General features: G+C 69.4%; 21 protein-coding genes, 1 tRNA gene and 2 riboswitches. Of the genes, 14 read left to right on the forward strand and 8 right to left on the reverse strand.

Annotation, left to right across the window (positions count from 1 at the left end; genetic code table 11):
* Position 1: 1 nt before the first annotated feature.
* Positions 2-119, forward strand: a riboswitch (cobalamin riboswitch).
* 43 nt (positions 120-162) lie between these two features.
* The 6 genes from AC5P1C_RS17280 (at position 163) to AC5P1C_RS17305 (ending at position 4,664) form a co-directional block, all read left to right on the forward strand.
* Positions 163-1,125: an ABC transporter substrate-binding protein gene (locus AC5P1C_RS17280; RefSeq protein ID WP_493866721.1), complete on the forward strand. Its 963-nt coding sequence runs from the start codon at positions 163-165 to the stop codon at positions 1,123-1,125.
* A gap of 149 nt (positions 1,126-1,274) precedes the next feature.
* On the forward strand, positions 1,275-2,297 hold the full coding sequence (locus AC5P1C_RS17285) for a FecCD family ABC transporter permease (protein ID WP_493866839.1): 1,023 nt from the start codon (positions 1,275-1,277) through the stop codon (positions 2,295-2,297).
* On the forward strand, positions 2,294-3,133 hold the full coding sequence (locus AC5P1C_RS17290) for an ABC transporter ATP-binding protein (protein WP_493866722.1): 840 nt from the start codon (positions 2,294-2,296) through the stop codon (positions 3,131-3,133). The genes AC5P1C_RS17285 and AC5P1C_RS17290 overlap by 4 nt, the downstream gene beginning before the upstream one ends.
* A 44-nt stretch (positions 3,134-3,177) precedes the next feature.
* Positions 3,178-3,279 (forward strand): putative leader peptide, encoded by a 102-nt coding sequence (locus AC5P1C_RS17295; protein ID WP_336605789.1) that lies wholly within the window; start codon positions 3,178-3,180, stop codon positions 3,277-3,279.
* Positions 3,280-3,425: 146 nt separating this feature from the next.
* Positions 3,426-3,704, forward strand: coding sequence for a MoaD/ThiS family protein (locus tag AC5P1C_RS17300; RefSeq protein WP_409057929.1), 279 nt, complete (start codon positions 3,426-3,428; stop codon positions 3,702-3,704).
* Positions 3,705-3,710: 6 nt separating this feature from the next.
* Entirely contained in the window at positions 3,711-4,664 is a 954-nt protein-coding gene (locus AC5P1C_RS17305; protein WP_493866723.1) for a PLP-dependent cysteine synthase family protein, read from the forward strand.
* A gap of 105 nt (positions 4,665-4,769) precedes the next feature.
* Here the strand turns inward: AC5P1C_RS17305 and AC5P1C_RS17310 are convergent, their stop codons facing one another.
* A complete protein-coding gene (locus AC5P1C_RS17310; RefSeq protein ID WP_493866724.1) occupies positions 4,770-5,231 on the reverse strand; it encodes a type II toxin-antitoxin system PemK/MazF family toxin in 462 nt (153 codons plus the stop codon).
* A gap of 224 nt (positions 5,232-5,455) precedes the next feature.
* On the opposite strand from AC5P1C_RS17310, the gene AC5P1C_RS17315 reads away from it, so the two are divergent.
* Positions 5,456-6,208 carry an MBL fold metallo-hydrolase gene (locus tag AC5P1C_RS17315; protein ID WP_493866725.1) on the forward strand — a complete coding sequence of 251 codons (753 nt, stop codon included), beginning with the start codon at positions 5,456-5,458 and terminating at the stop codon, positions 6,206-6,208.
* On the opposite strand, the gene AC5P1C_RS17320 is transcribed toward AC5P1C_RS17315, so the two are convergent.
* From AC5P1C_RS17320 to AC5P1C_RS17330, 3 genes are all read right to left on the reverse strand, one after another.
* Entirely contained in the window at positions 6,205-7,152 is a 948-nt protein-coding gene (locus AC5P1C_RS17320) for a DUF7916 family protein (RefSeq protein WP_493866726.1), read from the reverse strand. The two genes, AC5P1C_RS17315 and AC5P1C_RS17320, sit on opposite strands and share 4 nt — an antisense overlap.
* Positions 7,153-7,245: 93 nt before the next feature.
* A complete protein-coding gene (locus tag AC5P1C_RS17325) occupies positions 7,246-8,511 on the reverse strand; it encodes a PTS transporter subunit EIIC (protein ID WP_493866727.1) in 1,266 nt (421 codons plus the stop codon).
* A 254-nt stretch (positions 8,512-8,765) separates the two neighbouring features.
* Positions 8,766-10,079, reverse strand: a complete 1,314-nt coding sequence (locus AC5P1C_RS17330) for a PTS transporter subunit EIIC (protein WP_493866728.1) — start codon at positions 10,077-10,079, stop codon at positions 8,766-8,768.
* A gap of 223 nt (positions 10,080-10,302) precedes the next feature.
* Here AC5P1C_RS17330 and AC5P1C_RS17335 point away from each other — a divergent pair, with 223 nt between their 5' ends.
* From AC5P1C_RS17335 to rdgB, 4 genes are all read left to right on the forward strand, one after another.
* Entirely contained in the window at positions 10,303-10,536 is a 234-nt protein-coding gene (locus AC5P1C_RS17335; RefSeq protein WP_493866729.1) for a PTS sugar transporter subunit IIB, read from the forward strand.
* 87 nt (positions 10,537-10,623) lie between these two features.
* On the forward strand, positions 10,624-11,367 hold the full coding sequence (gene rph, locus AC5P1C_RS17340; protein WP_493866730.1) for a ribonuclease PH: 744 nt from the start codon (positions 10,624-10,626) through the stop codon (positions 11,365-11,367).
* Positions 11,368-11,499: 132 nt separating this feature from the next.
* Complete coding sequence (locus AC5P1C_RS17345; RefSeq protein ID WP_493866731.1) at positions 11,500-11,895, forward strand: hypothetical protein; 396 nt, start codon at positions 11,500-11,502, stop codon at positions 11,893-11,895.
* 30 nt (positions 11,896-11,925) lie between these two features.
* The gene (rdgB, locus tag AC5P1C_RS17350) at positions 11,926-12,531 is read left to right on the forward strand and encodes an RdgB/HAM1 family non-canonical purine NTP pyrophosphatase (RefSeq protein WP_493866732.1); all 606 of its coding nucleotides are present in this window, start codon (positions 11,926-11,928) and stop codon (positions 12,529-12,531) included.
* A gap of 70 nt (positions 12,532-12,601) precedes the next feature.
* On the opposite strand, the gene AC5P1C_RS17355 is transcribed toward rdgB, so the two are convergent.
* From AC5P1C_RS17355 to bcp, 3 genes are all read right to left on the reverse strand, one after another.
* Positions 12,602-12,685 (reverse strand) — tRNA-Leu (locus AC5P1C_RS17355).
* Between the two features lie 66 nt (positions 12,686-12,751).
* A complete protein-coding gene (gene proP, locus AC5P1C_RS17360; RefSeq protein ID WP_493866733.1) occupies positions 12,752-14,248 on the reverse strand; it encodes a glycine betaine/L-proline transporter ProP in 1,497 nt (498 codons plus the stop codon).
* Positions 14,249-14,390: 142 nt separating this feature from the next.
* Entirely contained in the window at positions 14,391-14,858 is a 468-nt protein-coding gene (gene bcp / locus AC5P1C_RS17365) for a thioredoxin-dependent thiol peroxidase (protein ID WP_493866734.1), read from the reverse strand.
* 155 nt (positions 14,859-15,013) lie between these two features.
* On the opposite strand from bcp, the gene AC5P1C_RS17370 reads away from it, so the two are divergent.
* From AC5P1C_RS17370 to AC5P1C_RS17380, 3 genes are all read left to right on the forward strand, one after another.
* Positions 15,014-15,343 (forward strand): DUF3618 domain-containing protein, encoded by a 330-nt coding sequence (locus AC5P1C_RS17370; protein ID WP_493866735.1) that lies wholly within the window; start codon positions 15,014-15,016, stop codon positions 15,341-15,343.
* Positions 15,344-15,463: 120 nt separating this feature from the next.
* Positions 15,464-15,766, forward strand: a complete 303-nt coding sequence (locus AC5P1C_RS17375) for a GroES family chaperonin (protein WP_493866840.1) — start codon at positions 15,464-15,466, stop codon at positions 15,764-15,766.
* A gap of 83 nt (positions 15,767-15,849) precedes the next feature.
* Positions 15,850-15,919: riboswitch (guanidine-III (ykkC-III) riboswitch) on the forward strand.
* Between the two features lie 49 nt (positions 15,920-15,968).
* Positions 15,969-16,289: a DMT family transporter gene (locus AC5P1C_RS17380; RefSeq protein WP_249589693.1), complete on the forward strand. Its 321-nt coding sequence runs from the start codon at positions 15,969-15,971 to the stop codon at positions 16,287-16,289.
* 17 nt (positions 16,290-16,306) lie between these two features.
* Here the strand turns inward: AC5P1C_RS17380 and AC5P1C_RS17385 are convergent, their stop codons facing one another.
* Complete coding sequence (locus AC5P1C_RS17385; protein ID WP_493866736.1) at positions 16,307-18,787, reverse strand: transglycosylase domain-containing protein; 2,481 nt, start codon at positions 18,785-18,787, stop codon at positions 16,307-16,309.
* Positions 18,788-18,952 lie beyond the last annotated feature (165 nt).

An 18,952-nucleotide genomic window follows, 5' to 3' on the forward strand; every position in this document is an offset into this window, starting at 1 on the left:
GCTCCACCTTGAGGCGGCAGGACCCAGGAAGCCGGTGCGAATCCGGCACGGTCCCGCCACTGTGATCCCACCCCGAGCGGGTGGGGCAGTCAGGAACTGACCTGCCGCCTTCTTCTCCCACGACGCAGGGGACGCGGAATCCCCTGGAGGAGGCGCTCAGTCATGCCCCGCCCCATACGCGTGCTCATGGCCGCGGCCCTGCTGGTCCCGCTCGCCGCATGTTCGTCCTCCGAGGGATCGGAGTCGAAGCCGGTGTCCGAGAAGACGCCGGGTTTCCCGTACACGGTCACGAACTGCGGCGTGACGACGACGTACGAAGCACCCCCGAAGCGTGCCGTGACGATGAACCAGCACGTGACGGAAGTGATGCTGGAGCTCGGCCTGAAGGACCACCTCGCGGGTACGGCGTACCTGGACGACGAGGTCCTGCCGAAGTACGCGAAGGCGTACGCGGACACCCCGGTCCTCGCCGAGGAGTACCCCTCGTACGAGAAGCTCCTGGCCGCCGACCCCGATTACGTCTACGGCGGTTACGCGAGCGCCTTCACGGCGGGGGAGGGCCGCAGCCGCAAGGCCCTGGCGAAGTCCGGCATCGAGAGCCGCCTGAACGTCGAGGGCTGCGCCAAGCGGCCGGTGTCGATGGACGACGTCTACAAGGAGGTCCGCGAGGTCGGCAGCACGTTCGGTGTGCGGGCGCGGGCGGACGCGTGGGTGAGCGCGGCGAAGCGCGAACTGGCCGCCGCGGAGAAGCGGTCGGGGTCCGGGAAGCCCGTCCCTGTCTTCGTCTACGACAGCGGGGACAAGACGGCCTTCACGGCGGGCGGCCGTGGCATCGGCAACGACATCATCGAGCGGGCAGGCGGCCGCAACGTCTTCGCCGACCTGGACAAGTCCTTCGGCGACGCGTCCTGGGAGTCGGTGGTCGACCGTAAGCCCGAGGTGATCGCGATCCTCGACTACGGAGGCACGACGGTGGCCCAGAAGAAGAAGCGCCTCCTGGAGGACCCGGTCCTGGCAGACGTCCCCGCCGTCAAGCACAAGCGCTTCGCGGTACTGCCGCTGTCGGACGCGGTGGTGGGGGTGAGGGCACCGGGGGCGGTGGAGAAGCTGGCGGATCAGCTGTGAAATCTCAGCCCGTCCGGCGTTTGAGGACGAACTCGGCGGAGCCGGTGATCGACGGCAACGCGTCCGGGGGCCCGGGGGCTGAGCCCCCGGTTCCGGGAAGGGGCGGGGTGGGGGAGAGCCCCGCCAGGGCCGCACGGGCCCGCGGACGACTGGGCTACGTGACAGTCGTAACGGCACTCTGCGCCGCCCTCGTGGCGGCAACCATCGCAGGGCTCGCGCTGGGCTCCGTCCGGATCCCGGCGTCCGAGGTCCTGGACATCCTCACGGGCGGCGCGGAACCCTCCCCGTTCCGCACCATCGTGCTGGACGTCCGCCTCCCCAGGGTCCTGCTCGGCGCAGCCGTGGGCGCGGGGCTCGCCGTCATCGGCGCCGTCCTCCAGGCCCTGGTGAGAAACCCGCTGGCCGACCCCTTCCTCCTCGGGGTCTCCTCCGGCGCCTCCGCCGGAGCCGTCGCCGTTATTGTGCTCGGCAGCGTCTTCGGCATCGGGGCGGGCCTTGCGACCACCGTCACGATCCCGGCCGCGGCCTTCGTCGGCGCCCTGCTCTCGCTGCTCGTCGTCTACGCCCTGGCCAGGTCCGGCGGCGGGGGCTTCGCCACCGGTCGCCTGATCCTGGCCGGAGTGGCCGTCTCGTACATCCTCTCCGCCCTGACCAGCCTGATCCTGATCACGGCCGACAGCGCGGACCACCTGAAGGAAGTCCTGTACTGGACGCTCGGCGGCCTCGGCAGCGCCCGCTGGGACATGCTCGCCCTGCCCGGCGGCGCCCTGATCGCGGGCACGGCGCTGCTCGTCGCCCTCGCCCGCCCCCTGGACCTGCTCCTGGTCGGCGAGGAGGGTGCCACCGTCCTCGGCCTGGACACCGCCCGCTTCCGCGCCGCCGTCTTCGTCCTCGCCTCGCTCCTGACCGGCGTACTCGTCGCGTACAGCGGGGCCATCGGCTTCGTCGGCCTGATGGTGCCGCACGCGGCCCGGATGCTCGTCGGCGCCGCCCACCGGGCGCTCCTGCCGGTGGCGGCCCTGATGGGCGCGGTGTTCCTGGTGGCCGCCGACCTCGCCGCGCGCACGGTCGCGGCGCCGCAGGACATCCCGGTCGGCGTCCTGACGGCGCTGACCGGCGGCCCGTTCTTCCTGTGGATGCTGCGAAGGAACCGTACGGAGGCGACGGCATGAGCAGCCCGGCCGAACTCGGAACCGAGTCCCTCACCTACCGTGTGGACGGCAAGACCCTCGTCGACGACGTCACCCTGCACGCCGCCCCGGGCGAGACCGTCGGCCTCGTCGGCCCCAACGGCAGCGGCAAGACCACCCTCCTGCGCTGCGTCTACGGCACCCTCACGCCCACCGGCGGCCGCGTACTCCTGGACGGCGACGACCTCGCGGCCGGCTCCGCCAAGGACCGCGCCCGCCGCGTCGCCACGGTCCCGCAGGACGGGCACACCGGCTTCGAGCTCACCGTCCGGCAGATCGTGGCCATGGGCCGCTCCCCGCACAAGCGCTTCTGGGAGGCGGACACCGCGCGGGACGCCGTCCTGGTCGGCGAGGCTCTTGAGCGGGTCGGCGCGGCGGACCTCGCCCACCGCGCCTTCGCCGGGCTCTCCGGCGGCGAGCGGCAGCGCGCACTCGTGGCGAGGGCGCTGGTGCAGGAGCCCGCGGTCCTCGTCCTCGACGAGCCGACCAACCACCTGGACATCCGCTACCAGCTGGAGATCCTCGCCCTGGTCCGCGACCTCGGCACGACGAATCTCCTGGCCCTGCACGACCTCAATCTGGCGGCGTACTACTGCGACCGTCTGTACGTGCTCGAAGCAGGCCGCCTCGTCGCGTCGGGCCCCCCGAAGGAGGTCCTGACCAGCGAGCTCCTCGCCGAGGTGTACGGAGTCACGGCGGAGGTCGCGGTGCATCCGGCGACCGGTGCCCCGACGGTCACGTACCTGCCCACGGCCGCGCCCCGCCTCCCGTCGCCACCCCTCCATCCACGTGATGGACGTGAATCATCCACTATGTGAGATCACATTCCAGAACCCGGACCGGGAATCGATACGATGACCGCATGGTTCCCCACGACGTGAGCGACAAGATGCCGGGCATGCTGCTCGTTGCGCGTCTGCACGTCGATTTGTGCAGGCTCTCCAGCGCGATCTGTTCGCGCTGACAGCCGCCGCCGTACGGCCGTGAGCCGCGGCGCCACCCCCGCGCGACGCCGTACGCACCGGCACTCGCGCACCCGCACTGACGCACCGCACGACCGGGCCGCCGCGCGCCCACCCACGTGACTTCTCCCGACAGGAGCCCCCAGCCATGGCCATCGAGGTCCGCATCCCGACCATCCTCCGCACCTACACCGACGGCGCCAAGGCCGTCGAGGGCAGCGGGGACACCCTCGCCGAGCTCTTCACCGACCTCGACTCGCGGCACGCGGGTATCGCCGAGCGCATCGTGGACGGCGACAAGCTGCGCCGCTTCGTGAACGTCTACCTGAACGACGAGGACGTCCGCTTCCTGGACGGCATCTCCACCAAACTCACGGACGGCGACAACGTGACGATCCTCCCGGCCGTGGCCGGCGGCATGGTCTGATCGCGGATGCCTCGCTACGACTCCCCGCTGGCGGCCGTGGGCAACACGCCCCTCGTCCGCCTGCCGCGCCTGTCACCCTCCGACGACGTCCGCATCTGGGCGAAGCTGGAGGACCGTAACCCGACCGGTTCCATCAAGGACCGCCCGGCGCTGCACATGGTCGAACAGGCGGAGAAGGACGGGCGGTTGACGCCCGGCTGCACGATCCTGGAGCCGACGTCCGGCAACACGGGCATCTCGCTCGCGATGGCGGCCAAGCTCAAGGGCTACCGCATCGTGTGCGTCATGCCGGAGAACACCTCGCAGGAGCGGCGCGAACTGCTCGCCATGTGGGGTGCGGAGATCATCCCGTCCCCGGCGGCGGGCGGCTCCAACACGGCCGTACGCGTGGCCAAGGAGCTGGCGGCCGAGCACCCGGACTGGGTGATGCTCTACCAGTACGGCAACCCGGACAACGCGGGCGCGCACTACGCGAGCACCGGTCCCGAGATCCTCGCGGACCTCCCCTCCGTCACCCACTTCGTGGCGGGCCTCGGCACGACGGGCACGCTCATGGGCGTGGGCCGCTTCCTGCGCGAGCAGAAGCCGGACATCAAGATCGTCGCGGCGGAGCCCCGCTACGACGACCTCGTGTACGGCCTGCGGAACCTCGACGAGGGCTTCGTCCCCGAGCTGTACGACGCGTCCGTCCTGACCACCCGCTTCTCGGTCGGCTCGGCGGACGCGGTGACGCGCACCCGTGAGCTGCTCAAGGAGGAGGGCATCTTCGCCGGTGTCTCCACCGGGGCCGCGCTGCACGCGGCGATCGGCGTCGGCAAGAAGGCGGTGGCGGCGGGGGAGTCCGCCGACATCGTCTTCGTGGTGGCCGACGGAGGCTGGAAGTACCTGTCGACCGGCGTCTACACCGCCGAGACGACCGAGGCGGCGATCGAGACGCTGCAGGGTCAGCTGTGGGCTTGAGCGCCCTGCGCAACGGTTGAGCAGCGGCTCCGCCGAGTCCGTCCTCAAACGCCGGACGGGCTGGATGAATCCAGCCCGTCCGGCGTTTCGCTGCTCAACCCGCGCTCAACCCGCCAAATACCGCACCTGATCCCACAGCGCCGGATCCACGACCCCCGCCCGCCTGCGGAACTCCCACACCGGCACGTCCCGCAGCTCGTCCGTCTCCAGGAAGCTGGGCCGCCCCCGCGCGTCCCCCACCGAACCGGGCGGCAGCGGAATCACCCCGGCGCGCTCGTCGTGGTACTTGCTGGTGATCTTCGCGACGACCGCGCGCTCGCCCCGCACGGACAGGACGAGACAGGGCCGGTCCTTGTCGCCGGGCCCGTCCTCGTAAGGCACCCGCGCCCACCAGATCTCCGCGGGTTTCGGCGCCGGCAGCCTGCGGCGCGGGCCGCGCGGACGGCCCGGCGGCCGGGTGGTCCGCCCACGGGGTCCGCGGTCGCTGCGACCCCGGCCGTCCGCCACCGCGGCGACCATCGCGAGCACCACCACGGCGGCCAGCGCGAGCCACCATGACGTATCCATACCGCAGACCGTACCGGCGCGCACTCCGCCCCGCGCGCCCCCCGAACCGGTGACAGCGCAGGTGAGTTCTCCCACAACGGCCCACGACGGAGGAGCGACCGGACCTTTTGCGCCTTACGCTCGACGGATCGCAGCACTCCTCGAAGGGCTTCCCCCAGGGCCCTTCGCGAGCCCCCGCAAGGCCCCCGCACAACCCCCGTTTCGCCCCCGGAGGTTTCCGCTCCATGAAGCTCACCGTCGTCGGCTGCTCGGGGTCGTTTCCGTCCGCGGACTCGGCCTGTTCGAGCTACCTCGTCGAGGCCGACGGCTTCCGGCTGCTTCTCGACATGGGCAATGGTGCCCTCGGCGAGCTGCAGCGCCATGTCGGTCTCTACGACATCGACGCGATCTTCCTCAGCCATCTGCACGCCGACCACTGCATCGACATGTGCGCCTATTTCGTGGCGCGCTACTACCGGCACGACGGCGGACGCTGCGCCCCCATCCCGGTCTACGGACCCGAGGGCACGGAACAGCGCCTGACCACCGCGTACGCGGACACCCCGTCGGCCTCCTCGATGAGCGAGGTCTTCGACTTCCACACCGTGAAGCCGGCCTCGTTCGACATCGGCCCGTTCTCGGTCCGTACGGAGAAGATGCGCCACCCCGTCGAGGCGTACGCGATCCGCGTCGAGCACGGCGGCAAGTCCCTCACGTACTCGGGAGACACCGGCGTGTGCGGCGCGCTCGACGAACTGGCCGCCGACACCGACCTGTTCCTGTGCGAAGCGGCTTTCACGCACGGCAAGGAGAACATCCCCGACCTGCACCTCAACGGCCGTGAGGCGGGCGAGTCCGCCCAGCGCGCGAGCGCCGCGCGGCTTCTCCTCACCCACATCCCGCCGTGGACGGACCCCCAGGCGAACCTGGCGGACGCGCGCACGGCGTACGACGGCCCGGCCGAACTGGCGAAGCCGGGCCGGAGCTACGAGATCTAGCGACCGGTGCTCCCGGGCCTGGTCCCGCGGCCGCCCAGCGCCATCCTGTTCCAGGTGTGGCGGCGGCCGCGGATCGCGACCGAGTAGGCGTACATGACCTCCGGATCGCACATCCCGGGCAGGTAGGAGTCACCGAAGTGGTGGGCGTCGACGCCCACTTCCTTCGCGTTCAGGGCCAGCTGCGGCACGACGTTCGCGTGCGAGCCCTCCTGGCTGGTGCCGATGGCCCCCATCACGATCGCCCCCGCGTCCTGCACCGCGGCCACGGCCTGCGCGGCCAGCTCCTTGGTGACGCCGGGCAGCGTCCCCGGCAGCGGCATCACGACGCCGTCCGCGCCCGCGTCCACGAGCGAGGTGAGCCGGGCGGCGGTGACCCGCTCCGGGTGCCCGGCGTGGTGCATCTTGCCGCTCCAGAGCGCGACGTCGTCACCGAGGCCCTGCCTCAGCTCCTCCGTCACCCGGGCAAGACCGTCGTACGAACCGCCCGTCCCCGGATTCGCCGTCAGACAGAGCATGGCCGCACCCATGTCGATGAGCCGTCTGGCGTACTCGGGCTTGGCCCGGCGGATCTCGGGGACGTCACCGGGCTCCAGATTGATGCCGACGGGCCGCCCGATGAACCCGGCGAGCTCGGCGATGGAGTCGAAGGCGCCGAGCCCCGGAAGGTCGAGCCGCTCGCCGTCCCAGACGCGCTCGATGAGGTTCAGTACGACGATGTCGGCGCCGAAGGCGGCGACGAGCTCGGCGTTGTGCACACCGGGCATGCCGGGCACGGGGACCAGCGCCGCCCGGTCGGCGAAGACCTCGCCGACCATGGTGCGGCCCTCGGCGGCGGCGACCGACGCGGTGAGGGCGCGGCCCCGGAGGGCGGAGAGGTGGGGGCGGTCGAGGTCGAGGATGCGGGGGGTGGCCGGGGTGGCCGGGGAGGGCGGGGAGGTCGTCATGTCTTCGACCGTAAGCCGCAGAACATGACAGAGCCCCTCGCCGTTGGTACCAACGGCGAGGGGCTTACGTCCCGAGAGAGGCGGGGCCGAGGCCTACTTCGACTCGGCCTTCAGGATCTCGGCGAGCTCCTCGTCGGACTCGCGGCCCGGCGTCGGGAGGTTCCACTTGGTGATCGCGAAGCGGAAGATCACGTAGTAGACCGCCGCGAAGCACAGGCCCACGAGGGCCAGGCCCCACGGGTTGCTCGCGATGCCGAGGTTGAGGAAGAAGTCGACCGCTCCCGCGGAGAAGCCGAAGCCGTCCTTCATGCCGAGGGCCCAGGTCAGCGCCATGGAGACACCGGTGAGCACCGCGTGGATCGCGTACAGGACCGGGGCGATGAACATGAACGTGAACTCGATCGGCTCGGTCACGCCGGTGACGAACGCGGTGGCCGCGAGGGAGAACATCATGCCGCCGACGACCTTGCGGCGCTCGGGGCGGGCGCAGTGGACGATCGCGAGGCAGGCCGCCGGGAGGGCGAACATCATGATCGGGAAGAAGCCGGTCATGAACTGTCCGGCGCTCGGGTCACCGGCCAGGAAGCGCGCGATGTCGCCGTGCTTGCCCTCGAACTCACCGGCCTGGAACCACGGGAAGGAGTTCAGGAGGTGGTGCATGCCGATCGGGATCAGCGCGCGGTTGGCGACACCGAAGATGCCCGCGCCGACGGCGCCGGAGCCGGTCAGCCACTCGCCGAAGTTGTGCAGACCACTGCCGAGGACCGGCCAGATGAGACCGAAGACGATGCCGAGGAGCAGGCCAGCGAAGGCCGACAGGATCGGGACGAGGCGACGGCCGCCGAAGAAGCCGGCCCAGTCGGGCAGCTTGGTCCGGTAGAACTTCTGGTACAGCAGGGCGACGACGATGCCCATCACGACACCGCCGAGCACACCGGCGTTGACCGGCGCGTCATTCATGACGATCTTGCCGTCGACCACGCTGGCGACCTGCGGAAGGTTGCCGTCGGTGAAGGTGGCGAGCACCTTCTGGAAGACGAGGTAGCCGGTGACGGCGGCGAGCGCCGTCGAGCCGTCCGACTTCTTGGCGAAGCCGATCGCGATGCCGACGGCGAACAGGAGCGCCATGTTGTCGAGGATCGCGCCGCCACCGGCGGCCATGTAGCCGGCGATCTTGTTGATGAACGTCGGGAACGATTCCCGGCCGAGCATGTCGGCGTTTCCGAGGCGGACGAGCAGGGCGCCTGCGGGCAGCACGGCGACCGGCAGCATGAGGCTGCGGCCGATGCGCTGCATGACAGCCATCGCGCCGGAGCCCTTCTTCTTGTCGGCCGCGGGGGCGGCACTGGCCGTGGACACAACTTCCTCCAGTGGGCAAGGCGCCGCCTGGGGACATGGAAGTGGGGGACGGCGGCGTCTCCGGGGGCCGCGGCGGGACGGCCGCGTGGTCTACACCAATTAGTGGTGTAGACCTGTTGTAGCACGGTGAAGGTGACGTAAGGAACCCACGAGTTTTGTGGGGTCGGCCATAACGTGAAATCAACGGCAAAAGACCCCCGGACCAGAGGTCCGAGGGCCTGAGCCGGGTTGAGCTGGAGTGAGCCCCCTGAGGGCTAGGCCTTGGTCTGTTCCGCGTCCAGTGCCTCCGCCTCCTCCTCCGGTTCTCGTCCCGGAGTCGGCAGGTTGAACTTGCGGATCACGAAGCTGAACAGGGCGTAGTACACCACGGCGAAGACCAGGCCGATCGGGATGATCAGCCAGGGTTTCGTCGCCAGGCTCCAGTTGATGACGTAGTCGATGAGGCCCGCCGAGAAGCTGAAGCCGTCCTTCACGCCCAGCGCCCACGTCACCGACATCGAGACACCCGTGAGCACCGCATGGATGCCGTACAGCGCGGGCGCGATGAACAGGAACGAGTACTCGATCGGTTCGGTGATGCCGGTGACGAACGACGTCAGGCCGACCGAGAGCATCATGCCGCCGACCACCTTGCGCCGCTCCGGACGCGCCGCGTGCGTGATCGCGAGGGCCGCGGCCGGGAGCGCGAACATCATGATCGGGAAGAAGCCCGAAGTGAACTGACCGGCCGTCGGGTCGCCCGCGAGGAAGCGGTTGATGTCACCGTGCACGATCGTGCCGTCCGGCTTGGTGAAGTCGCCGAACTGGAACCACACGAACGTGTTCAGGAACTGGTGCAGGCCGATCGTGAGCAGCGCGCGGTTGGCCACACCGAAGATTCCGGACCCCAGCCACCCGAGGTCCACGAGCCACTTGGAGAAGCTGGTCAGCGCGTCACCGATGGGCGGCCAGATCCACACGCACAGACCCGCGAAGACCAGACCGACGAAGGCCATGATGATCGGCACCAGACGGCGGCCGTTGAAGAAGCCGAGCCAGTCGACCAGCTTCACGCGGTGGTAGCGCTGCCAGAACCACGCGGCAAGGAGACCCATCACGATGCCGCCGAATACCCCTGGATTCTGGTACGCGGCCTGCGCGGGCGTCCCGTCCTGCGCGATGCAGACCCCGCTCCACATCCCCGCCGCCCCGAAGGTGGTGTCGGCGGGGCAGTCGTCCGGGAACGCGCGCAGCACCGCGTAGTAGACGAGGAAGCCCGCCACGGCCGCGAGCGCCGTGGAGCCGTCCGACTTCTTGGCCATGCCGATCGCGACACCGATGCAGAACAGCAGGGGCAGGCCGAGGGTGGAGTCCAGGAGTGAACCGCCCGCCGCCGCGAAGACCTTGGCGACGTTGTCCCAGCCGAGGCCTTCGGCGCCGAAGACGTCCGGCTGGCCGAGGCGGTTGAGGATGCCCGCGGCCGGCAGCACGGCGATGGGGAGCTGGAGGCTGCGCCCCATCTTCTGGAGGCCTTGGAACAGGCCGTTCCACCACCTCTTCTGCGGCACCGCCGCTGCATTGGAGCTCATGCGCGTCCCCTCCGGAACAAGCCAGGTTTGGCGGTCGTTGAAAACTGGTGTAGACCAGTTGCGGAACGGGTGCGGTGCCATCCCGACAGGAATGGCACCTTGATCGTCATCATTGGGTACGAGTGCCGTAACCGCCCGCGAAGATGCTCCAACCGTGCGTTAACGTGACAAAGCGGACCCACGGTGTGGTGAGGTCGCGTCCTTTGAGAACAGGGAGAACACCATGGCCAGCAAGGCTGAGAAGATCGTCGCCGGGCTCGGCGGCATCGAGAACATCGAAGAGGTCGAGGGCTGCATCACCCGCCTCCGCACCGAGGTCAAGGACCCGGGCCTCGTCGACGACGCCGCGCTGAAGGCCGCCGGCGCCCACGGAGTCGTCAAGATGGGCACCGCGATCCAGGTCGTCATCGGCACCGACGCGGACCCGATCGCCGCGGACATCGAAGACATGATGTGAGTCGGTAAGCCGCCGGGCTCACCGCTGAGGGGCCCTTCACGCCAAGCGGGAAGGGCCCCTCACTCATGTACGGATAGGCTCAGCCGCATGTCCTCACCCCAGCCCCGCATCGACGGCCGCACCCCCGAACAGCTCCGCCCGATCACCATCGAACGCGGCTGGAGCAAGCACGCCGAGGGATCCGTCCTCATCTCCTTCGGAGACACCAAAGTCTTCTGCACCGCCTCCGTCACCGAAGGCGTCCCGCGCTGGCGCAAGGGCAGCGGCGAAGGCTGGGTCACCGCCGAGTACTCGATGCTGCCGCGCTCCACCAACACCCGCGGCGACCGCGAATCCGTACGCGGCAAGATCGGCGGCCGCACCCACGAGATCTCCCGCCTCATCGGCCGCAGCCTCCGCGCCGTCATCGACTACAAGGCGCTCGGCGAGAACACCATCGTCCTGGACTGCGACGTCCTCCAGGCCGACGGCGGCACCCGCACGGCGGCCATCACGGGCGCCTACGTGGCCCTTGCGGACGCCGTGGCCTGGGCCCAGGGCAAGAAGCTCATCAAGGCCGGCCGCAAGCCCCTCACCGACACCGTCTCGGCCGTCTCCGTCGGCATCGTCGGCGGCGTACCGCTCCTCGACCTGCGCTACGAGGAGGACGTCAAGGCCGACACCGACATGAACGTCGTCTGCACCGGCGACGGCCGCTTCGTCGAGGTCCAGGGCACCGCCGAGGCCGAGCCGTTCGACCGCAAGGAGCTCAACGCGCTGCTCGACCTCGCCGTCGGCGGCTGCGAGGACCTGGCCGCGTTCCAGCGCGAGGCGCTCGAAGCCACGCGGTAGAAAGTCAGTCGAAGCAGACGACCAACTGGGCGGCCGGACGAGCAACCATCGGACCCCCCACAGGCGTTCTTACCGATACAGGCGCGCGGGCAATGCCGTGCGCCTGTGTCACACCCGGGGAGGGATCCACGCATGGCCGCGCGTCACCGCCGTATCGCCATCGCCATCACGTCCGTACTCATCGCCGTACCGGCGGGCGTCGGACTTGTCGGCTGCAGCGCAGTCGAGAAGGCCCTCGACTGCGTCCAGACCGCGGACGCCATCGCCGAGAGCGTCACCGACCTGCAGCAGGCCGTCGAGAAGGCGGGCGACGACCCCACACAGGCCGACGAGGCGCTCGACAAGATCGACAAGAACATCGATGAGATCGGCGACAAGACCGACAATGCGGACGTGAACAAGGCGGTCGACGACCTGGAGAAGGCCGTCGACAACGTCCGCGACTCCATCGACGGCGGCGACGCCACGCCCGACCTCAGCCCGGTCGTGGACGCGGCGGGCGAACTGACGAAGGTCTGCACGCCTTAGCACCCTCCGGCAGCCCGGATACTGGTGGGCATGACCCGCCTCATCCTCGCCACCCGCAACAACGGCAAGATCACGGAACTCAGGGCGATCCTCGCCGACGCAGGCCTCACCCATGACCTCGTCGGCGCGGACGCCTACCCCGAGATCCCCGACGTCAGGGAAACCGGCGTCACCTTCGCCGAGAACGCACTCCTCAAGGCCCACGCCCTGGCCAAGGCCACCGGCCTGCCCGCGGTCGCCGACGACTCCGGCCTCTGCGTCGACGTCCTGGGCGGCGCCCCCGGCATCTTCTCCGCCCGCTGGGCGGGCCGGCACGGCGACGACGCCGCGAACCTGTCGCTCCTGCTCGCCCAACTCGGCGACATCGACGCGGACATCCACCGCGGGGCCCACTTCGCGTGCGCCGCGGCCCTCGCCCTGCCGGACGGCACGGAGCGGGTGGTCGAGGGGCAGTTGAGGGGCGTACTGCGCCACGAGCCATCGGGTTCGGGCGGCTTCGGCTACGACCCGATCCTCCAGCCGGAGGGGGAGACGCGGACGTGCGCGGAGCTCTCGGCCGCCGAGAAGAACGCGATCAGCCATCGCGGCAAGGCGTTCCGGGCGTTGGTCCCGGTGGTGCGGGAGCTCCTGGGCTGAGCGGCGGTACGGACGACGTAGGCCCGCGTCGCGCAGTGCGCGAGGCGGGCCTACGTATGCTCAGGAGCAGTGCGGCGGAAGGGATTCGAACCCTCAAACCCTGTCACGGGTCACTGGACCTAAACCAGCTGTGTCGCCATTGCACCACCGCCGCTGGTCGTCAGCCATGTTATCGGGCCGAGGGTTCGAGCGGCACAGGGCCCGAGGTTCGGCGGGAGCTTCAGAACCTCGGTGATGGAGCCGCCGCCTCCACCATTTCCGCGGCTTCCTCCTTCGTCCCCACCGACGGAGGCGACCCCTCCAGCGGCTTCTGGGCCGTTTCCTTCATGCAGGCCACCGCGATGATGCCCACCAGCGCCGCCGCCATCGCGTAGTACGCCGGGACCATGTCCGTTCCCGTGACGCTGATCAGGGACGTGATGACCAGCGGGGCCGTGCCGCCGAAGAGGGACGCGGAGATGTTGTAGCCGACCGACAGGGAGCCGTACCGGACCGAGGTGGGGAACAGGGCCGGGAGCGTGGCCGACATCGTGCCCAGGAGGCAGACCAGGGAGAGGCCGAGCAGGAGCATGCCTCCGGAGACCGCGATCAGGCTGCCCTGCTTGATCAGGAGGAAGGCCGGGATCGAGATGACGAAGAAGCTGACCATGCCCGTCATCAGGAGCGGCTTACGGCCGAAGCGGTCGGACAGCTTGCCCACCTGAGTGATGATCAGCATCAGGATCACCATCGTGCCGATGAGGATCAGCAGGCCGTGCGAGTCGTCGTAGCCGAGCTCGTCCGAGAGGTACGTCGGCATGTAGGAGAGGAGCATGTAGTCGGTGATGTTGTACGCGCCTACCAGGGCGATGCACAGGACCAGCATCGGCCAGTGCTCGCGGAAGATCTTGGCCAGGTCGCCCTTGGCGGTCGTCTCGACCGTGGACGCGCCCTCGGTCGCGGAGTGGAAGGTGGCGTCCTCCATCTTCTGGAACGCGGGCGTCTCGTCGAGCTTCAGCCGCAGGTAGAGGCCGACGAGGCCGAGCGGGCCCGCGACGAGGAACGGGAGGCGCCAGCCCCACGACTCCATGGCGTCCGAGCCGAGCGCCGTGTTGAGGGTCAGTACCAGGCCGGCCGCGCCCGTGTATCCCGCGAGGGTTCCCATCTCCAGGAAGCTGCCGAAGTAGCCGCGGCGCTTGTCGGGCGCGTACTCGGCGATGAACGTGGACGCGCCGCCGTACTCGCCGCCCGTCGAGAAGCCCTGGACCAGGCGGAAGAAGATCAGCAGGACGGGGGCCCAGAAGCCGATCGTGGCGTAGGACGGGATCAGGCCGATGGCGAGGGTGCCGATCGCCATCATGATCATCGTCAGCGCGAGGACCTTCTTGCGGCCGATCTTGTCGCCCATCGGGCCGAACACCATGCCGCCGATGGGTCGTACGAGGAACGACACCGCGAAGGTGGCGAACGACGCGATCAGCTGGACCGTGTCGTTTCCGGATGGGAAGAAGACATGCCCGATGGTGACGGCCAGATAGCTGTAGATGCCGAAGTCGAACCACTCCATGGCATTACCGAGCGAGGCCGCTTTCACCGCCCGCTTGACCGCCGCATCGTCCGTGACCGTGATGTCCGTGCGGCGCAGCGGTGGATTCGCGCGCCGTTTGGCGGCTCGGAAGAGGGTGCGGTGCCGCTTCACGGCCTCGGTATCGGCCTCTGCCTCGTCGTGGGCCGCCATGGGTAGTCCTTCCGTTCTGCGAACAATCCTCCTGGCATCACTTGCTCGAAGACGGCCGACGCAAACGAAGGCCCCCGTGAAGGGGGCCTTCGTCACATTTGCCGAGGGACGGGGGAGAGGAGCAGGTCAGGCGCTCGGGCGCTCAGATCCCCAGGTCCTTGATGATCTTGGCCACGTGGCCGGTCGCCTTGACGTTGTAGAAGGCGTGTTCGACCTTGCCCGCCTCGTCGACCACGACCGTGGAGCGGATGACGCCGGTGACCGTCTTGCCGTACAGCTTCTTCTCGCCGAAGGCGCCATAGGCCTCCAGGGTCTCCTTGGACGGGTCGCCGACCAGGGTGACCTTGAGGTTCTCCTGCTCGCGGAACTTCGCGAGCTTCTCCGGCTTGTCCGGGGAGACACCGATGACGTCGTAGCCCGCGCTCGCGAGCACGTCGAGGTTGTCGGTGAAGTCGCAGGCCTGCTTCGTGCAGCCGGGGGTAAGGGCGGCAGGGTAGAAGTAGACGATGACCTTGCGGCCCTTGTGGCCGGCCAGGGAGACCTCGTTGCCGTCGGCGTCCGGCAGGGTGAAGGCCGGGGCCGTGTCGCCGGGGGTGAGTCGCTCGCTCATCTTCGGTCTCCTCGCACAGGATGCTCGTAAAACGTGTGGTGACGGAGTCGAGCGTAATAGGGGTGCCGTGGGGTGCGGTGCGCCTGGAGCTGACAGACTGTCGGCGATACGTACAGAAGGAACAGACAACCGGACACGACCACGGAGGCAGCGCGGTGTCGGACACGTCGGATATCAGGACCCCGGCGCAGATCGAGGCGGACATCAAGCGCCGTCGCGTGACGCTCGCCGAGACGCTCGATGAGATCGGGGTGCGGGTCCACCCGAAGACGATCGTCGGTGACGCGAAGGCCAAGGTCGTCGCGAGCGTGGACAACTCCCTCGGCCGGGCGTACGTCGGTGCCAACCGCGTCGTGTCGGACGTGCGGGCCCAGCTCGTGCACGAGGACGGCGCGCCGCGCCTGGAGCGCATCGTGCCGGTGGCCCTGGTGGTCGTGGGCCTCGTGGGGCTGCTCGCGGTGAACACACGGCGCCGCAGGGACTGACCCGGCATCGTACGATGGGGCGACCCGGGATCGTACGGGCGCGGTGTCGGCAGGTAGGTTCGGGGCGTGAGCGCCAAGAGCCAGGGACACAGCACCCACGACGACAAGCTGCCCATCCGCATGCTGCACGACCGCGTGCTCGTGCGGCAGGACACCGCCGAGGGTGAGCGGAAGTCGGGCGGCGGCATCCTGATCCCCGCGACCGCCACCGTCGGCAGGCGTCTGGCCTGGGCCGAGGTCGTCGCCGTCGGGCAGAACGTACGGGCGGTCGAGCCGGGTGACCGGGTGCTGTACGACCCGGAGGACCGGGCCGAGGTCGAGGTGCGTGGCGTGGCGTACGTGCTGATGCGCGAGCGCGATCTGCATGCCGTGGCCGCCGACCGGTTCGAGGGCTCCGAGGACTCGACCGGGCTCTATCTGTAGCGGTCCGCCTCTAGCGGTCCGTCCGTAGCGGTCCGTAAAGCGTGCGGAAGGGGCTGGTGACCATCGTCACCAGCCCCTTTTGCGCGTTCCTTGCTACCTTTTAAGGACCCCGACGAGACGCGCCGTACCGGGTTTCTGAAAAGACGACGCACCCCCATCAAGAAACGCGATCTCGCGTTCCTACGTTGTCGGAGGTGCCGTCATGGCCTGGGTTCTGTTGATCGTCGCCGGTCTGCTCGAAGTGGGCTGGTCGATCGGGATGAAGTTCACCGAGGGGTTCACCCGGCTGTGGCCGAGCGTGTTCACCGGACTCGGGATCGTCGCCAGCATGCTGCTGCTCTCCCATGCCGCCAAGACGCTGCCCATCGGCACGGCGTACGGCGTGTGGGTCGGCATCGGCGCCGCCGGTGCGGCGGTGGTCGGGATGATGGTGCTCGGTGAGCCCGCCACCGCCGCCCGGATCTTCTTCGTCGTGCTTCTGCTGGTCGCCGTCGTGGGCCTGAAGGCCACTTCGGGGCACTAGGAGTACGCCGGGGTGCCCTAGTTGTACGCCGGGGTGCCGTCGCCCTGCCTTCTGGTCGCCGCGCCCTCGGTCAGGCCGCCCAGGTCTCCACCGCCGTCGCCGGTTCCGCCGTCCGCGGTGGAGCCGTCGGTCTGCCCCTGGGCGGCGCCCGGGTCGGCGGTGGTGCCTCCGTCGGCCGTCCCGCCGTCGACGGTGGCACCGCCGTCCGTCTGCCCTTCCGTCTGGCCCTGATCCTGCCCCTGCGTCTGCCCCTGGTCCTGGCCCTGCGTCTGGCCTTGGTCCTGGCCCTGGGTCTGCCCCTGGTCCTGGCCTTCGGTCTGCCCCTCGTCCAGGCCCCCCGTGTCGTCCCCGCCGGTGGCCGCACCGCCGGTCAACGGGTCCTCCTCGCCGTCCGTGGGGTCCGGGATCACCGGAACGTCGGCGCCCTCCTCCAGCTCCAGGTCGAAGTCCCGCATCGGCTCGCCCGCCAGGGCCTGCTTGGTGAACTGCGCCCAGATCTGCGCCGGGTAGCCGCCGCCGTTGATGCGGGGCTCGCCGAGCGCCCCGTACAGCGGGGTGTGCGCGCCGGTGTCCGGGTTCTGGCCCATCACGGAGACCACGGTGGCGAGTTCGGGCGTGTAGCCCGCGAACCAGGCCGCCTTGTCCTCCTCCGCGGTACCGGTCTTGCCGGCCGCCGGACGGCCCGCGGCCAGCGCGGCGGTGCCGGTGCCGCCGTCGACGACGCTCTGCAGGATGGACGTGGTGGTGTCGGCGGCCTCGCGGCTGACGGCCTGCGCGGTGCTCGGCTCCGGCAGTTCGATGTTCTGACCGTCCTTGGTGACCTTCTCGACCATCGTGTACGTGGGGTGCTTGCCGTGGTTGGCGAGCGTCGCGTACGCCTCCGTCATGTCAAGGACGGACGCCGTGGAGGGGCCGAGCGCGATGGACGGGGACGCGGTCAGGTCGGGGGTGCCCTCCGGGATGCCGAGGGCGACCGCGGTGTCCTTGACCTTGTCCGAGCCGACGTCGACGGCCATCTGCGCGTAGACGGAGTTGACGGACTTGTCGGTGGCGGCGCGGACGGTGATGTTGCCGTAGTCGACGTTGTCCTCGTTCTCGGGCGCGTACGTCCCGCCGTCCCAGCCCTGCACCGGGCGCTTGTTCGTGCCGTCGTAGATCGTGTTCGGGGTGATCAGGCGGCCGTCCTGGGTGACCGAGCCGTTCTCCACGGCCGAGGTGAAGACGAACGGCTTGAAGGTGGAGCCCACTTGGTAGTCGCGGCGCGTGGCGTTGTTCACGTACTGCTTGGTGTAGTCGATGCCGCCGTACATCGCGACGACCTTGCCGGTCTTCGGGTCGATCGAGGCGCCGCCGGCCCGCACATTGCGGTCGACCTTGCGGGACTTCTTGTCGAGCTTGGACATCACCTGGTCGTCGACCGCCTCCTTGAAGGCGTTCTGGCGGTCCTTCTGGAGGGTGGTGGTGATGCGGTAGCCGCCCTTGGCGAGGGTGTCCTCGTCGACGATGTCGTTCGCCGTCAGATAGTCCTCGACGGCCTGTACGAGATAGCCGCGCTGTCCGGAGAGGCCGGACGACCCCTTGGCCTCCTTGGGCGCGGGGAACTTGGTCCTGGCCCGGTCGGCGGCGCTCAGCCAGCCCTCCTTGACCATGCCGTCCAGGACGTAGTTCCAGCGGCCCACGGCGCGCTGCTTGTTCTCGGGGTGCGTGGCCACGTCGTACGCGTTCGGGGAGTTGAGGAGCGTCGCCAGATAGGCGCCCTGCGCGGTGTTCAGGTTCTTGACGTCCTTGCCGAAGTACGCCTGGGCCGCGGCCTGCACGCCGTACGCGTTGCGCCCGAAGTAGCTGGTGTTCAGGTACCCGGCGAGGATGTCGTCCTTGCTCACCTCGCGGTCCAGCTTGATCGAGATGAAGAACTCCTTGGCCTTGCGGGTGAGCGTCTGCTCCTGGCCGAGGTAGTAGTTCTTCACGAACTGCTGGGTGATCGTCGAGCCGGACTGTTTTCCCTTGCCGGTGACGGTGTTGTAGGCGGCGCGGATCATCGCCTTCGGGTCGACCGCCGACTCGCTGTAGAAGTCGCGGTCCTCGGCGGCCAGCGCGGCGTGCTGGACGTCCTTGGGGATCTGGCTCAGCGGTACGTTCTCGCGGTTGACCTCGCCGTCGCGGGCCAGCTGGCTGCCGTCGGCGTAGAGGTAGACGTTGCTCTGGGCGGTCGCCGCCGCGTTGGCCGGGGGGATGTCGACGATCATGTAGCCCGCGGCGAAGCCGCCGACGCAGAGCAGGATCAGCAGGATGAACCCGCCGAGCACCATGCGCCAGGTGGGGAAGATCCGCCGCCAGCCCTTGCGCTTGGGGCGCTTCTTCCCGCCCTTCCCGCCCTTCTTGTCCGAGGGGGCCTCTGCCGACCCCTCGGGGGTCTCACCGGGGGTGTCCACGGGTTCGCGGGGCGCCCAGCCCTCGGGTCCTTCGGCGCCCTGCTGCTGCGGCTCGTCGCTGCTCATGTCTCGTGGAACTCCCGGTTCGCGTCGTACGTCACGTACGCCTCGTACGACCCATTGCACACTGTCGCTTCATGCGTTCCCTGCCAGGCACGCGCCGTGCCCAGAAAATGCCTGGCACGGGCGATGACGACGGCACTAGGCTCCGTCTCTTTGGCCCGGAACGGG

It is taken from the genome of Streptomyces sp. A18, assembly GCF_059026065.1.